General features: G+C 44.8%; 13 protein-coding genes, 1 tRNA gene and 1 pseudogene. 7 read left to right on the plus strand and 8 right to left on the minus strand.

Annotated elements, in window-relative coordinates; all coding sequences use genetic code 11:
- Positions 1-566: hypothetical protein (locus GX089_05090; protein NLP01851.1), on the minus strand; the 566-nt coding region annotated here is incomplete at its 3' end.
- A 270-nt stretch (positions 567-836) separates the two neighbouring features.
- Between GX089_05090 and rpsT the strand changes: the two genes are divergently transcribed.
- The 5 genes and pseudogenes from rpsT (at position 837) to GX089_05115 (ending at position 7,046) form a co-directional block, all read left to right on the plus strand.
- Positions 837-1,094: a 30S ribosomal protein S20 gene (gene rpsT, locus GX089_05095; GenBank protein NLP01852.1), complete on the plus strand. Its 258-nt coding sequence runs from the start codon at positions 837-839 to the stop codon at positions 1,092-1,094.
- Positions 1,095-1,233: 139 nt separating this feature from the next.
- Entirely contained in the window at positions 1,234-3,363 is a 2,130-nt protein-coding gene (locus tag GX089_05100) for a hypothetical protein (protein NLP01853.1), read from the plus strand.
- Positions 3,364-3,375: 12 nt separating this feature from the next.
- A complete protein-coding gene (locus GX089_05105) occupies positions 3,376-4,455 on the plus strand; it encodes a DUF4388 domain-containing protein (GenBank protein ID NLP01854.1) in 1,080 nt (359 codons plus the stop codon).
- A 153-nt stretch (positions 4,456-4,608) separates the two neighbouring features.
- Positions 4,609-5,172, plus strand: a pseudogene (locus GX089_05110) (gliding-motility protein MglA).
- Positions 5,173-6,314: 1,142 nt separating this feature from the next.
- Positions 6,315-7,046, plus strand: coding sequence for a roadblock/LC7 domain-containing protein (locus GX089_05115; protein NLP01855.1), 732 nt, complete (start codon positions 6,315-6,317; stop codon positions 7,044-7,046).
- A gap of 1 nt (position 7,047) precedes the next feature.
- Here the strand turns inward: GX089_05115 and GX089_05120 are convergent, their stop codons facing one another.
- Positions 7,048-7,317, minus strand: coding sequence for a zinc ribbon domain-containing protein (locus GX089_05120; protein ID NLP01856.1), 270 nt, complete (start codon positions 7,315-7,317; stop codon positions 7,048-7,050).
- A gap of 147 nt (positions 7,318-7,464) precedes the next feature.
- Here GX089_05120 and GX089_05125 point away from each other — a divergent pair, with 147 nt between their 5' ends.
- The gene (locus tag GX089_05125) at positions 7,465-8,316 is read left to right on the plus strand and encodes a polysaccharide deacetylase family protein (protein NLP01857.1); all 852 of its coding nucleotides are present in this window, start codon (positions 7,465-7,467) and stop codon (positions 8,314-8,316) included.
- A gap of 61 nt (positions 8,317-8,377) precedes the next feature.
- On the plus strand, positions 8,378-9,445 hold the full coding sequence (locus GX089_05130; GenBank protein ID NLP01858.1) for a hypothetical protein: 1,068 nt from the start codon (positions 8,378-8,380) through the stop codon (positions 9,443-9,445).
- Here GX089_05130 and GX089_05135 read toward each other — a convergent pair.
- The 6 genes from GX089_05135 to GX089_05160 form a co-directional block, all read right to left on the minus strand.
- The gene (locus tag GX089_05135; GenBank protein NLP01859.1) at positions 9,436-9,651 is read right to left on the minus strand and encodes a cold shock domain-containing protein; all 216 of its coding nucleotides are present in this window, start codon (positions 9,649-9,651) and stop codon (positions 9,436-9,438) included. The two genes, GX089_05130 and GX089_05135, sit on opposite strands and share 10 nt — an antisense overlap.
- Before the next feature lie 8 nt (positions 9,652-9,659).
- Positions 9,660-10,718, minus strand: coding sequence for an S-methyl-5-thioribose-1-phosphate isomerase (gene mtnA, locus GX089_05140; protein NLP01860.1), 1,059 nt, complete (start codon positions 10,716-10,718; stop codon positions 9,660-9,662).
- A 230-nt stretch (positions 10,719-10,948) separates the two neighbouring features.
- On the minus strand, positions 10,949-13,036 hold the full coding sequence (locus GX089_05145) for an elongation factor G (protein ID NLP01861.1): 2,088 nt from the start codon (positions 13,034-13,036) through the stop codon (positions 10,949-10,951).
- A 265-nt stretch (positions 13,037-13,301) separates the two neighbouring features.
- Positions 13,302-13,374: transfer RNA gene (locus GX089_05150), tRNA-Ala, on the minus strand.
- Between the two features lie 59 nt (positions 13,375-13,433).
- On the minus strand, positions 13,434-15,146 hold the full coding sequence (locus GX089_05155) for a glutamine--tRNA ligase/YqeY domain fusion protein (GenBank protein ID NLP01862.1): 1,713 nt from the start codon (positions 15,144-15,146) through the stop codon (positions 13,434-13,436).
- Positions 15,139-16,629: a glutamate--tRNA ligase gene (locus GX089_05160; protein NLP01863.1), complete on the minus strand. Its 1,491-nt coding sequence runs from the start codon at positions 16,627-16,629 to the stop codon at positions 15,139-15,141. Before GX089_05160 ends, GX089_05155 begins: the two co-directional genes overlap by 8 nt.
- Positions 16,630-16,654: the final 25 nt, after the last annotated feature.

Raw genomic sequence — 16,654 nt, forward strand, 5'->3', positions numbered from 1 at the left:
GCATCAAAGTTCTTTCTCATCTCAAAACCATACCCGGCAAGATAGGTCTGAAAGGCAGGTGCAGAGATCTTGTTTCTTGCCAGTACTCTTGAAGAATCCTCCCTGGAGAGATTGATCTTCAATAGAGAAGCGCACTTTAAAATCATATCTGGTATGTAAACATGGAAATCTTTCACCCCTGCGGAAATTCTGGTATCCATTTTCAGCGGTTCGTCTTTACCCGTAGCCCAGATTATTCTGGAGCTGAGGAAAACCGAGTCATCTCTGATGTGATAACTGCCGCCAATAAGCACATCCCAGCCCCATCTGTTTCTGTGCGCAGTAATAAGACTATCGGAGTCTAAATCGTATCCTGTTGAATCAACCTGAAAGAGATAGAGCGGATCCCATATCTGCAGACCGCTCTTCTGGCCCATTTTATTGAAGAATGCTTCAGGGAAAGCAGATCCTATCCAGTCATAAAGCGGCAAATCTGTTTGATTTTTAAATGGAAAAACAGCAATGCTCAATTGTGCAGCAGAGGCAAGTTGAAGAAAAGATAACAGTAGAAGAGCCGTTCGCTTCATTTTAAGGATAGGCCCGCCCGCACCTTAATGGTCTGATTACTTAAATTTAGAAATTATATAAGTAATATGTAATAATAAGATATTGGCCATCATGTAACAAGGTTTTTCCAGAAAAAGGCGCCGTTTCAGTTAAGTTACAATTATTAGATAAAGTAAATTAATTACATTCCAGAGAACTGTTTTGGCAATCAGATTGACCTGTTGACAGTAAAATAGTATTTTTTGTGTTTTGTCCAAGAGATTAACTCACAATTTTAAGGAGAGATTTTCATGCAGCGACATAAGTCTGTAGAGAAGCGTGCCCGCAAAAACGTAGTAGAGAATCAGGTAAATCGTCAGGGACGGTCGCGTATTAAAACTGCTGTTAATAAAGTTTTACACTCCAAGGACAAGAAAAGCGCTCAGGAGGCCCTGAAAAATGCCGTTTCAGTTCTGGATAAAAGTGTCAAAAGCGGCCTGATTCATATAAATAAAGCAGCTAATAAGAAATCTACTCTTTCCAGAATAGTAAACAAACTGGAAAAATAGCTAAAGCGAAGCAGCGCCATCCCAGGAACGGTGCTGCTGCCCTGTTCACCCTGCTTTCGGTTCATTGCTGCAAATAGTTATTTTTTATTTTTGATTTCACACAGCCTGGTGTGGTGATTATAGTTCAGTAGCCGAGAGAATGTCCGTGCGCCTTTCTGGTCTAAAATTTCTCTTTTTTTTCTCTTTCATTACAGCAGCAACCGCTTCTCCTCTGAATCTATTCTGGACCGACCAGATCAATTCAGCTATACAGGAGAGAGATTCATATTTCTCGGCAATGGGAGTCATTTCAGAGAACAGCCGCAGAAGTATCGATGATGAGCAGAGTAAAATCAGGTTATCAGGCCTTCTGGACTCCTCACCCGCATATAACAATCCCTGGTTCAACCTGTTAAAGGGTATTTCAACTCTTGATACAGTTGCCGGATTAAAAGAATACTCTTTTAATCGTGCCCTGTCTATTGCACAAAAGGACCCCGGAACAACCTGGGTGCTTTTTGTAGAGTTTATCAGATATAAACAGGATGTGTGGGCTGAAAAAAGTATCGTGCAGCTTGAGAGACAACTGTTTGAATCCGGCGCACGCTCCTCAAGGATAATCTCCAGTCTGTTGCTCAATTACGGGATTCTTGCGGAAAAGGAAAAAAATACCTTTAAAGCTCTGAAATATTATGAATGGGCAAAACGGTTTGATCCTTTGGACGGGGCTCCATATCTTCGCGGGATCCTCCTTTATTTCCCATTTTCCATAAATGGTTTAAAAGAGGAACTTGGTGGTTTTCTCTACACACTCAGAAATTCATGGACTGAGCAGATTGAGCTTTTCAGCACTGGTTATAACTGGTTAAGATGTGTAGTTCTGTTTTTTATACTCTCAGTTTTTATAACATTGATTATAAAATACTTTCCTTTCTCACTTCATAATATCGCGGATCTCTTCCCCACCAGCGTGTCACTGACCCTGAGGACTATCCTTGCTTCTGCATGTGTCATCTCGCTCTCCTCCTTTGGAATCCTGCCTTTCCTGTGGGTATCGGCATACCTTATATGGCACTTTCTTAACATTAAGGAAAGAGTTCTGCTGGCTGTAGCACTCATTTTTCTGATTCTTGCTCCTGTTGATACTTATCTTCAAAGCATGTTCAGCGAGGCACTGAACCCGGAAAGCAGTGTACAGATGCTCTCGAAAGCGGTAAATGAAGGGTACTCCGATGCAATTTATAAAGAGGTAATCCGCAGAAGCAGTGAAAATCCAACAGATTTTCTTTCTCCCCTGAGCGCAGCAATTTATGAAGTAAAGAGAAATGATTACTCTTCAGCCAGGCAAAATATTCAGAAAAGCACTGCTTTACGTCAGGACGATCCGGTTGTTCTGATATCTGCCGGAAATCTTTCCTACCTTGAGGGAGACCTGGATAAGGCTAAGACATACTTTAAAAGGGTTGTCGAGCAAGACAAGGGAATTGTGAGCGCCAGGTTCAATCTGGCCCAGTGCTATCTTAGAAAAATGGAAACCATCACCGGCACTGAAATGCTAAATGACGCTGCAGAGAGGGATCCGATACGGGTCAATTCTTTTGTCCACAAAAACGACACTTATTTTTCGACAAACTGGCCTGCTTTGCGTCAGGTTATGTTTTCAGATTACCCTGCCATTTATTTCTGGACCAGCATCTTCCCCTTCTACACCGGCAGCTGGAGTGATGCAGGGACTCTCTGGGGAACACAGTTTCTTGGATTATCTCCTCTGGTTTCAATTATTGTTTCCATAATTTTGTTTATTTTCCTTTTCATAATCCACAGCAGAGAAGCAAGCCACAGTAAAGTGAGGAGATTTTTCGAATGCAAGTATTGTGGCAGGATAATCTGCCGTAAATGCAAATCGGGCCTGTTATGCAACTCCTGCTTTGAGAAAACCAGATTTATCAGAAATGAGAATAAACTGGTAAAAAAGCAGCACACCATCTCCAACAGATTCCATCTTGCAGCAATGATTAAGAAAGAGATTCTGGAGATTGTATTCCCGGGTTCCGGGAGTATGCTTGATGGTCAGAAGCCTTTTTTCCTTGTTATACTCTTTTTACTGATAACAAGTTTCGTGTATGCTTCTTATGCAGCTCTTTTGTTCAACAATCACATTTCATCGGCAAAAGTATTGTACTTCCTGTTGGTCATCCTTTTTGCATATAACTTTTTATTTCTCTACAGTGGAGGCGTGAAAATTGTACGGTTTTTCCGAGAGTATTTTAAGATGCAAAAATCTGCATAAAAGGAGGAACTGTTGGTATTAAGCGGCACCCTGCGGGAGTTTATTCTTGCTGATGTGTTTCAGTTGCTCACTCAGCAGAAAATCACAGGAAAGCTGATTTTGAACAATGGACGAAGCGAAGGCTTTGTCATTTTTCAAAACGGACTGGTAGTTGCTGCCCAAAAAGATGACGAAAAATTTCTCTCTAAACTCTACAATTACCTCATCAGTGTAAAAAAACACAGTTCTTCAAAAATACGGGCACTTTTTGCAGCATTTGAGGGTGATATCAGCGGATTAACAAATGAGATTACTGTCATGGGCCTCATTCCCAAACATGACCTGAACATGCTTGCAGAATCCACCACGATGGATATTGCCTGCAGTCTTTTTCTATGGAAAACTGGAACCTACCGTTTTAATTCCATTACCAATGTAGACTCTCTGGTTCCCGCAGAAATCTCCATTCCAGTGGAGAATATAGTCATGGAAGCGATGAGAAGAGTGGATGAATGGAACAGGATGCTTCAATGCATCTCTGAGCAGTCAATATTTGTCCGAAACCAGAAAAATGCAAATGATTTGATGCAGGAAATCGACCCTCTCTCCGACCCGGACAGTTACATTCTGATGCGAATCAACGGAACATCACCTGTCAAGGATCTTTTAAGCAGTCTTTGCCTCAGCGAATACAAAATCTACGAATCATTGTACAATCTCTTACAAAACAAGAGAATTACGTTTCTTTCTGACCGCATCTCCCAATCTGTACAGGCAGCTCTTCACAAGAAAGAGCGCGAACATTCTACTTCACGATTCTACACGCTTTATTCAATTCTGACAGCTCTTGGAATCATTCTGCTGATACTCTTTATGGCCCTTGTGGTTTTTAAAAAAGTAATAGTACCGGATAGGGCCACCGATGCCCATCATAGCAGAATCGAGTTACCCTCTGCACTGGCAAAAGAAAAGGCCTCCATTGCAAAAATCTACTACAGAGCCAAATACAGCACAGAACCACAGAGCCCGGAAGAACTGAAGGAATTCAAATTATTATCGGATAGAGATTTTTTTCATTATCTGATCAATTCTGATTCTGAACAGAAAAAGTGAAATCTTGCATGGAAAATTGTTATACTTAATTATATTAATTGCAAGGTAAAGCTCCTTCTTGCAAAAACTCAATATCAGAACTATATTAATTCTGGTAAAGAGGAATCTCCTACCGGAGCATTTTGGCCATTGATTTAAACAGAAGGACAATTCATGGCATCAATTAATTATGCGGCTAGGGAAATTAGTGTAAAAGTCGTGTATTATGGCCCTGGTTTGAGTGGTAAAACTACCAATCTACAAGTCATACACAAAAAAGTCCCCCCTGAGTTCAAGAGCGACATGGTCTCTCTGGCTACGGAAACAGATCGTACTCTGTTTTTTGATTTCCTGCCTCTGGACCTGGGGAAAATCAAAGGCTTTGCCACAAAATTTCAGCTCTATACCGTACCGGGGCAGGTCTACTATAATGCCACACGTAAACTGGTTCTCCGCGGTGTTGACGGAGTAGTGTTTGTGGCTGATTCATCTCCGGACAAGGTTCAGGAAAACCTGGAGAGCTTTCAGAACCTCGAAGACAACCTGGCAGAATACGGATATAAGCGTGAGAGCATTCCAATTCTCATCCAGTATAATAAAAGGGATCTCCCTAACGCTCTTCCTGTTGAAGAACTGCAGAAGCTCATAAATAAATACAACCTTCCATGGAATGAGGCTGTAGCATACAAGGGAATTGGTGTTTTTGACTCCCTTAAGTTAATCGGAAAAATCGTCATAGACTATCTCAACAAAAAGTACTCTCGCCAATCACCCCGTTCTGCAGCGCCTCAGGCCGCAGCGCCCCAACAGGCAAATCCCGGGCCTGCGCCAAGACAATTTGCTCAGCCGCAGCAGTTCGGACAAGTCAATACAGGGTACAGCCAGCCACAGATGCCCAGACCTGCGCAGCCAAGAGCACCGCAGCAGACACCAAGGCAATATCCCGGTGTTTCTCAGCAAATACCGCCAAAGCAGACACCGCAATTTCCGCGGATGCCGCAGCAACCCAATATGCAGAATCCATCTCAGAGTCGGCAGCAGATGATCAATCGTCCTTTTACTCCTCCGGTTACAAATACACCGCCGAAGAGTTCTGCCGCCGACGATCACTATATTGACACTTTTGAACCAGCACCTCAGAATAATCCCGTCCCGCCTCAGGCCAGTGCCGATTCCGGTTATTACAACTATGGCAACATCCAGTTGCAGGAAATGGACGAACCACAATTTGAGGCTCAGAATCTTAAAGATCAAAATCAGGATCCCTCATTTTATTCTCAGAATCAACAGGCGGGTTTTTCCGGAGCGGAGCCTGCTCAGGGACAGTTTGAAGTCAGTGACAAAACCGATCTGGATCTGGAAATAGAGAAATACCAGCGTGAGATAGAGGAAAAACAGCGTCGCATGCGTCAGTCAAAACAATCTCCGCAGAATCATCAGTACCAGGCACCACAGCAACAGTATCAGCAGCCTGCGCCTGCCCAGCAGCACCAGCAGTTTCAGCAGAAACAGCAGTTTCAGCCGCCGCAGCAGCAGTACAATCAGCAGGCACAGCAGTATCAGCACCCTTCTGCCCCCAGGCAGAATGTGCAGAATCCTGCTTTCGGTGGAACACAGCAGCAACAGTCTTTTGCTCCCTCTCAGAGTGCTGATGAAAACGATTACGACGTTTACAATCTGGAAGTTTCATCATATCCTGAGCAGAACCAGGCACCTGCCAAGCAGGCCCCGGCACAATCTGAGGATGGAGATGAAGATATGTTTTTTACATCGGTAGATACTGACCGTCAGAAAAAACCGATGAGAAAACCAATCAATCCCCGTACAAAGCAGCAGAAGGGTTTCCTTTCAAAATTCTTTAATAACAGGGATACTCTCTGATGAAGGATATGATTCTTTTCCCTGAGGATATTGACCAGTTAAATGCAGTATTATCACAACTGGTCCTCAAGGCCAACCTTTTGCTCGCTGTTCTGATCAACAAAGACGGGCGGTTACTCACGAGTCAGGGAAGCCTTGAAATCGTAGACACGGTCTCTATGGCAGCACTGGTGGCAGGAAACTCTGCTTCTACTTTAGCAATTGCCAATCTCATGGGAGAGACAGAGTTTTCAACAATGTATCATCAGGGAAAAGAGAAGCACATCTATATCGCTGTCGTTGACGAGAATACGTTTCTGGCTCTGGTATTTGATGATCGTACCAATATTGACAGAGTTAAAGTGTTCGCAAGGCAGTTCGACAGACAGCTTAAACAAACTCTTGAGCAAGTCTACAACAAAACTGAAGATCAGATCGATCTTGATCTGGGTATGGGTTATGACCCGATGTCACAGCAGCAATCCTACCCGGAAACTTTTATGAGTGATCAGGCGTTTTCTGATCCTCAGCAAAACCCGATTCCTATTCTGGAAAGCAACCCCATACAAAACTTCGCTCCTCCAGAACAAATGGCCCCCATACCCCAGCCATCAGAATATAAACAAGCTTCTGATGAAGAGGTTTTTTATATTGAATCAATGCAGAAGAAAAAGATGGCTGAGTCTAACGATACTAACCGTCTGTATCTGAAGAATAAAATCAGAGAGACAAAGATCAAAAAAGATAAATAACTTACCAGCCTGCAACTGTTTTTACAACCAGCATCAAAATCAGGACAAGAAGCGCAAAGCCGGTTATAGTTTGCCAGGAAAGGACTGTTTTACCGGAACCAAATTCCCTTTCTTTAATCTCCTGATACGATTCCTCATCAGGCAGATCGATTCCATCTAAATACCTTTCCGGTGACCATCCGGTATTTTCATCAGAGCCGCAATGGGGACATGCTTTGGCTTTATGGGAGATTTCGCTGCCACAATGTGGGCAATTTACACTTTGGTTCATAATACCTCTTATTAAAATAATTAAAACCCGGTCTCCAGTATTATTTTCTTCATGGTTACGATGAATTGTGATTTAACTTGTGAACTCACAAAATTCTCCTCAGAGGTGAAATAGTGACTTATTTTTTTACCTCTGAAAAGAAATGTTATGATATTAGCACCAACTTTATTAAGCATTTTCCTGGGGCCTGTCTTTCTGGGAGGGATGGCATCGCTGCTGTTTGGGTACCAGAGACATTCCAGCAGAAAGCCAGGGCTTCTGTTCCATTCTATACTGGATAAACCCCAAAGGAATATGTCTCAGTATTCCACAGAGCGGTTCAGATCTCTTCTCGCTGAATTGAAGAAAAACTCTCTTTCAGCAGTATCCCTGAAGCAGTTCAGTTGTCCCGGGGAAAAAACCGGCGAAGTCTTATTGACATTTGATGACGGATTCGAGAACATATACCGAAATGCGATTCCGGCGCTTGAAGATTGCGGATTCAAGGCAAGCATCTTCTGTGTTGCAGGATTTGTCGGGAGGGATTCCACCTGGGATGTCTACAGGAGCAGCAGACAGTTGACAAAATCACAGATATCAGAAATCTCTTCCCTGGGCCATGAAATTGGCAGTCACACACTGACACATGCCAATCTCCCCTATCTCAGCAGCAGCAATCTTGAGAAGGAACTGAGGGAATCGAAGCAGAGACTTGAGGACATTACAGGAAGAGCTGTTACAAGCATTTCATTTCCTTACGGGAGCTGCTCCCGCCGTGTATGGGATAAAGTCAAGGAAACAGGTTATACTCAGGCTGCGCTTTACAGAAGATCTTCTTTTTCAGATCCGGATCTTTACCCTGTTTATGGTGTCTACAGATTAGATAGAGTCAATGATGTCATGGAGAGGCTGTTAAAAAAAGGGTTTTGTGCTTCAGCAGCACGAGCCAGGATGATGTCGCATTTTTCAAAAGGATCCCCGGTCTGGAAATTCAGAGAAGAATATATTACCGTTCTGTAAACTAACATTTCACTACCATTGTTGTTTTTAAAGGAAACTGTAATTATTTTGTTCTAAGATTATGGGAAACAGATTTTTTACAATACAGCAGATACTGGATGAGACGGATGGCAGAGCCGGAATAACGATCAGGTACACCGGAACTGGTGCTATGCTGTTCTCCGAATTCGGAGCGCGGCTTCTGGGACTTTTCCCCGACAAATCCGGTCTGAACCTGCTCTGGCTTGCACACGACCTGAGAGAAAAAATCGACAACTGCAGTTGGCTTACCGGTGGGGAAAGATTGTGGATCGCCCCTCAAAGAGATTATTTCTTTGAGAACCCCCGTGATTTCGAGGGTTTCAGGGTCTCGCCGGAAATAGATCCCGGAGTATATAAACAAAACGGGGATCTTCATTACGAAAACATCTTCTCACTGCTTGACTACATGAGGAACCGGATATACGCTGAAAGTCTGGCAAGCAGGCGTTTTCATCCAATCGCTGACCCATATTCCAGTGGTCTGCCCTATGCTGGTGTAAAGATAACCGATCACCTGTCAATCTCAAGCTCCGGCCTCGACCTCTGTCCCTGGTCAGTATCGATGGTTAATTCATGCGGCCCGGAAAACCCCGGTACTGCGCTTTTCCCGGTCAGAAACAATCCCTCACTTCTCAGCTATTTCGATCCCGTTCCACCGGAAAGAGTATCACTGGAAAACGGCTACGCCCGCTTCCTTCTTGATTCCAGAATGCATCTGAAACTGGCGATAAATCCGGAAAATATTGTCTGGGAGAACCCTGCCAAGATCCTCTATGTCTCTCCTTTCCCGGACCGTCCCGAATGGTTCTGTGTCGTCAAGAGAAGTGATGATCTCCCCAGGAATCAGGATGAATGTGTGGATATATCCATGAGTAACCCCACAGGGCCAAGGGGAGCAATCCAGGTATACAACAATCTTTCCGAAGATCACGAGAGACTCTGCTACGGGGAGATTGAACTGCAACTAACAAAAGGCAGATCTGTTGACGGGAGGACCGTCAGCACGGCTACCCATGAACTGCTTGGTTACAGCGGAACCAGAGATGAAATACTGAATCTGGCTGGCAAGGTGCTAGGTATTGACTGCAAACCCGAGATTTACTGCTGATCGGATTCCGGAATTATATCCACAGCAAAGGGTCCCCTGGAAGTCCTTACAAGCCGGAATTTAACCAGTTGTCCCTCATTTACAATCCGGTAACCGGTCTTTCTGATCTCTCTGTAGGAAAAACGGATAACTCCAGGCTCACAGTCCGACTCAATAAACCCGCAGCCAACTATATCATTGAAGAAGCGTACCCTTCCGTTCTGCATACCAGCTCTCAGCCCTTTTTTCCGAGTGCTTCTGCCAGATTCCTTTCGTAAGGAGGAGTGATTACCCCTTTGTCAGTGATAAAAGCACTGATCAGGTGAGACGGGGTAACATCAAAAGCGGGGTTATACACTTCTACGCCTGAAGGAGCGGTCTGCTTTCCAAATCCACAGGTTACCTCTTCAGGACCGCGTTCCTCGATAGGGATCTCTTTCCCTGTATGGAGCGAGAGATCAAAAGTGGAAAAAGGAGCTGCGACATAAAAAGGTATTCCATGAGCCCTTGCCAGAAGAGCGACTCCGTAGGTACCGATTTTGTTGGCTGTATCACCATTACTGGCAATCCTGTCAGCCCCCACAATCACCGCGTCAATTCTCCCTCCAGCCATCACCGATGCGGCCATGTTATCACAGATCAGAGTAACAGGAATTCCCGCCTGTGACAGCTCAAAAGTGGTGATTCTGGCACCCTGAAGCAGTGGACGGGTTTCATCTGCATAAACATTGAATGTTATTCCCTGCTCTGCTCCAACATAAACAGGAGCAAGTGCGGTTCCATACTCTGCCGTGGCCAGTCCTCCCGCATTGCAGTGTGTCAGAATTGTTTTTTTCCCTTTCAACAACTCCAATCCAGCCTCACCAATCGCCCGCCCGGTTCTCCTGTCCTCTTCAAGAATCTCGATTGCCTCACTTAAGATTCTATCTTTTGTTTCCTCTATAGAGGCGCCCTTTTCAATGCTCTGTTCTCCTGTACGCTTAATTCTCTCCAGAGCCCAGAAGAGGTTTACTGCAGTGGGTCTGGAACCAGCGAGGTATGCAGCTTTACTGTTTAGATTTTCGATGAACTCCTGAGTTGATCCGCTTTCAGGAAAGTCCCTTATACCGAGGTAAAGGCCAAAAGCCGCTGCAATGCCAATGGCGGGTGCACCCCTGACCTTAAGCACCTTAATTGCATCGTACATGCTTTCAATGCAGTCTATTTTTTTATAATGCAACTCAAGAGGCAGTATTGTTTGATCTACAATGACTACAGAGTTTTCCTTCCACTCTATAGTTTTAATCCGCGGCATTTTTTTTTCCTCCCGGAGAATATAAATCTAAGTTGATAATCCCTGAGTGACTTCAGGATTATTACATTGGAACCCTTAAATCACCTCTGATGTGTGAACTGCCTTCTGATGCTATCCAGAGAGGTATACGAAAAAACACCAGAAATAATCTTCACAGCAATAAAAAAACTCACTTCGGACTGTTTATACCCACAGTTCATTCTGAAGTGAGTTGGTTTTACGGAACTCGATTAATCGGAAGATTCCTCTTCCTTTTTGTGTGCCTCAATAATCTTTTTCGCCAGTTCAGCAGGAACAGGCTCATAGTGAGAAAATGCCTTTGTATAAAACCCTCTTCCCTGGGTAAGTGATCTCAGGGTCGTGGAGTAATTCTGAACCTCAGCTTCCGGAACTTTGGCGGTAATAGTCTGATTCTTGCCACTTGGACTCATTCCACCAATTTTCCCCCTGCGTGAAGACAGATCTCCCATGATGTCACCTGTATACTCTTCAGGAACTGTGACTTTCAGTTCCACAACAGGTTCAAGAAGTATAGGCGATGCCATTTCAAAGGCTTTCTTAAAGACTTCGCGGCCGGCAATCTGGAAAGCTATATCTTTTGAGTCCACAGGATGTGTTTTTCCGTCAACCAGAGAGACTCTTACATCCACAATCGGATATCCGGCTAAAATACCCTCTTCAAGTTTGGCGTGTATGCCTTTATCAACACTGGGACGTAAAGACTGATCTATTACTCCGCCCACGATTTTATCGAGAAATTCGTAACCGCCACCACGAGGAAGCGGTTCCAGATCGATAAATACGCGTGCATACTGCCCTGCTCCACCCGACTGTTTCTTATGCGTATACTCGACATACTTTGCAGCCTTGGTAATGGTTTCTCTGTAGGAGATTTTGGGTGGCTTTTTATCCACTTCGACCTTAAAACGGTTTTTCAGGTTTTCCAGAATTACATCAATCTGAATATCGCCCATCGCAGAAAGGATAGATTGATGAATGTCCGGGTGGAATTTATAGGTAAAGCTGACGTCTTCCTCACGAAGTTTATTGAGCCCTACTGCTATCTTATCTTCATCACCCTTCTGCTTGGCTGATATTGCTACACTGACAAGTGGTTCCGGAAGATCAATAGGTGGGAACTTATACTTTACACTTTTATCCACCAGGGAATCATTGGTATGAGTGTCTTTTAATTTCAGGAGTCCTCCGATATCCCCGGCGACAATCTCTGTTGCATCGGTACGCTCCTTTCCTTTCAGGAAGTACATGTTACCGATACGTTCAGACATGCCTCTGGCAGTGTTCGACACATCAGAACCTGTTGTAAGTTTTCCGGAGAAAACCCTTGCCACGTTGATCTCACCGAGATGCTCCTCAGAGATAGTTTTGAAGATAAATACTGCGAGAGGTCCTGATTCCTGGCAGGGTATGGTTTTGGTTTCCCCGTTCTCGGTAACCTCAACCTCTTTGCGGCTTTCTGCTGAGGGGCATAGATTTACAATTTTTGTAAGCAGTTGATCGATCCCGATATTCAGAAGAGCACTTCCGACGAGGAGTGGATGGACACTTCCGGAAGCAACGCCTTTTGCCAGTCCCGCTCTGAGTTCCTCGTCTGTCAACTCCCCTGCCTCAAAATACTTGTTCATGAGATCTTCATCTGTTTCAGCGACAGACTCCATCAGTGACTGCCTCAGAGAATCGACAATGTCTTTCATATCAGCAGGAATTTCGATTTTATTTCCGATGCCATTTCCATCGCGGGTATATTCATAAGCTTCCCTGGCAACCAGGTCAACTACACCCTTAAAAGAAGCTCCGGCGGAGATCGGAATAACCAGAGGTGCGACACTGGTTCCATAGGCTGATTTGACTGCATCCAGAGTTTTCTGAAAATCGGCATTTTCCTTGTCCATTCCGTTTACAAAAAACATTCTCGGAAGTCCGGAACCATCTACATACGAGGAAACCAGTTCGGTGCCGACCTGAATTGCATCAACCGCATCAACCAGAATAATAGCTGTTTCCACAACTCTGAGAGCTGCTTTTGCATCATTGAGAAAATCCAGGAATCCTGGAGTGTCAAGAAAATTGATTTTATTATCTTTCCATTCGCAAAACCCCACATGCATCGAAATGGTCATTTTCCGTTCTTTTTCGTCGCTCCTGTTGTCGAAGATACTACTGCCATTATCGACTTTGCCCAGTTTGGAGGTGGATTTGGAGGTGAAACAGGCAGCCTCCAGGAGGCTTGTTTTTCCTACACCACCATGAGAGAGAAGACAGACATTTCGAATCGATCCGGCCTGATATTTTTTCATGTATCCTCCATAGAAGTTCTGCTAATTAAATTCGAAAACCTGGAAAAAAACTGATTTTCAGCCGTATTTGCAGAGGGATCTCTGAAAAAGGCAAGATTTATTAATATATAAATACGCCATTACCCGTGCAAGAAATCACATCTTTATTTTAAACGCTCAAGTTGGGTGATGTTTATTGTGGTATAGCCAATGATGGGTTTTTTCCGGAGGAATAAACAAAAAACCCCCGAAATTGTCTTTGACAAATCCAGGGGATTTTTTGTTATGGAGCTGGACGGGTTCGAACCGACGACCCTCAGACTGCCAGCCTGATGCTCTCCCAACTGAGCTACAGCCCCTAAAGTCTATTAAAAATACAATCCTCAAAAGTAGGAGTCAAGCAGTGATAAATCATTCCTCACTTCCCCCCCCGCTTCATTATTTTTGCCCATTCATCCTTAAGAGTAACGGTGCGATTAAAAACCGGCTGACCAGGCCTGGAATCCGGGTCAACGCAGAAATAACCGATGCGCTCAAACTGAAAGCGTTCTCCGGGCTTTGCCTCAGAGAGGGATTGTTCCACTTTGCAGGAATTACGAATTTTCAGAGAATCAGGATTGAGATTGAGCATGAAATTACCCTCAGGCGCATCATCAGGATCCTCTTTGCTGAACAGTTTTTCATAAAGCCTTACCTCTGCATCAACAGCATGTGCCTCTGAGACCCAGTGAAGAGTCGCCTTCGGAGAACGTCCATCAGGTGCAGATCCTCCGCGGGTAGCAGGATCGTAGGTACAGCGGAGTTCTATAATCTCCCCTGTGGCTGGATCTTTCACCACTTCCTTACAAGTAATAAAGTAAGCGTACCTCAGTCTGACCTCACGGCCCGGAGCAAGCCTGAAGAATTTTTTCGGCGGTTCCTCCATGAAATCACCACGCTCGACATACAGAGTCTTTGAGAACGGAACCTTCCTTGTTCCCATCGAGGGGTCTTCAGGATTGTTTACAGCCTCAAGTAGTTCCACCTGCCCTTCGGGGTAATTCTCAATCACCACCTTCAGAGGTTCAAGGACAGCCATGGCCCTGAGTGCTCTTTTATTGAGATCCTCTCTCAGGCAGTGTTCAAGAAGAGCGTAATCGACAATACTATCACGTTTAGCGACTCCGATACGCTCACAGAAATTTCTTATCGACTCTGGAGTAAACCCTCTTCTGCGTAAACCCGAGAGTGTTGGCATCCTGGGATCATCCCAGCTGCTCACCACCTCATCCTTTACTAACTGCAGAAGCTTCCGTTTGCTCATTACAGTGTATGTGAGGTTGAGTCTGGCGAATTCGATCTGCCTGGGGTGATGAATCTTGAGCTGATCAAGGAACCAGTCGTAAAGCGGACGATGGTCTTCGTATTCAAGAGAACAGAGTGAGTGAGTGACTTTTTCTATTGAGTCTTCGAGGCCATGAGCCCAGTCATACATGGGATAGATAACCCATTTTGTACCTGTACGGGGATGCGGTGCTTTCTTAATGCGATACATTACCGGATCGCGCATGTTGATATTGGGATGAGCCATATCGATTTTAGCCCTCAATACCTTCTCCCCCTCATCAAACTCCCCTCTGGCCATGCGCTCGAAAAGATCGAGGTTTTCCTCAACAGTTCTGTTACGGTAAGGACTCTCTCTTCCCGGTTCTGTCAGGGTACCTCTGTACTGACGGATCTCCTCTGCGTTGAGATCATCTACATAGGCCTTTCCATCCTTTATCAACTGTATAGCCCAGTTGTACATCTGTTCGAAATATTCGGAGGCAAAATAGATCCTCTCTCCCCAGTCAAAGCCCAGCCAGCGCACATCATTTTCTATGGCATCGATGTACTCCTGCTCCTCTTTTGCAGGATTGGTGTCGTCAAATCTGAGATGGCACTCACCATTGAACTCCTCAGCCATTCCGAAATCGATGCAGATTGCCTTTGCATGCCCGATGTGTAAATACCCGTTGGGCTCAGGAGGAAAGCGGGTCACTATTCTTTCCCACTTGCCGGCACTCAGTTCCTCTTTAATAATTTCCCTGATAAAATTAGCCGTTTGTGCAGGAGGCTGTACATTTGATCCATTGCTTATAGAATTATCCATTTTCTTTTTCCACCTGTGCTGTTGATTTGCTGATAAATTCGATTGCACGTTCTATTCTTCGTAAAACGGTTTCCTTGCCCAGTGTCTGCATCAGTTCAAACAGACCAGGGCCAAAGCTGATTCCGCTGACCGCAAGCCGTGTGGAATGGATCAGTTTTCCGGAAGAGATTCCCGATTTAGCGGCAAGGTCTCTATACAGGGCCTCGAGTTTCTCATGTGAAAAGTCATCCTGAACCGAAAGAGCAGATTTGATCTTATTCAGGTTTTGCAAAGAATCCGGAGTAAAGGTTTTTCTGGCCGCTTTTTCCTCATAGGATTCCGGGTCTTTGAAGAAATAGGATGAATTATCGATAAGTTCCGTAACACGTTTTGATCTTCCCTTGAGCAGATCTATTATTTGAAGCAGCCATGGATCATCGGAGGTCTTTTCAGATGATACATAACCCCTCTCTTTCCATACAGGGAGTACTTCTTCTGCAAGGGAACGGGAATCTCTCTCGGCCATGTAAAGACCGTTCATCCATTCCAGCTTTTTCTCATCCAGTACCGAGGCTTTCGGAGAGACCTGTTCAAGGGAGAATGCCTTGATAAGTTCCTCACGGCTCATTTTTTCCCGATCATCACCCGGGGCCCATCCAAGGAATGCCAGGAAGTTAAACAAAGCCTCAGGAAGGTACCCGGCGTTTTTATAATCCATAACAGAGGCTGCACCTTTTCTCTTGGAGAGCTTGCCACCATCAGGGGAAAGGATCACCGGAAGATGGGCAAAAACAGGCGCATCCCACCCGAAGGCTTCATAGAGCAGGACATGACGGGGTGTTGATGCAATCCACTCATCACCGCGAAGCACATGTGAGATTGCCATGAGGTGATCATCAACCACATTTGCCATGTGATAGGTAGGAAAACCGTCGGATTTTATCAGTACCAGATCGTCAAGGACATCGCTGCTGTACTCGATTTTACCTCTGATACCATCTTCGAAAGCGACTGTTCTTCCGGAGGGGATTTTAAAACGGATCACATACGGCGTACCGGCATCAAGGAGTTTCTTCTCCTCTTCTGGAGAAAGATTACGGCATTTGCGGTCATAGCCGGCGTTCTGTTTTGTCTTCTCCTGCTCGGCTCTTAATTGCGAAAGTCTCTCAGGAGTACAGAAACAGCGGTAAGCGTGTCCGCTGTCCAGAAGTATCTGAGCGTGTTTTCTGTAGATATCAAGTCTCTGAGATTGAATATAGGGGCCGTATTCTCCCGGAGCCTCAGGTCCCTCATCCCACTGAAGTCCCAACCATCTGAGACTCTCATAGATCTCCTTGAGAGCATCTGCCACAAAACGGCTTCTATCGGTATCTTCGATTCTCAGGATGAAAGTACCCCCATGGTGACGGGCAAAAAGGTAGTTAAACAGAGCACTTCTGGCCCCACCTACATGGAGGTAGCCAGTGGGTGAAGGAGCAAAACGAACTCGTACCGGCTTATTCATTTTCAAATGTTCCTTTCAGGTTCAG

This window comes from Fibrobacter sp. (assembly GCA_012523595.1).
Classification (GTDB): domain Bacteria; phylum Fibrobacterota; class Chitinivibrionia; order Chitinivibrionales; family Chitinispirillaceae; genus JAAYIG01.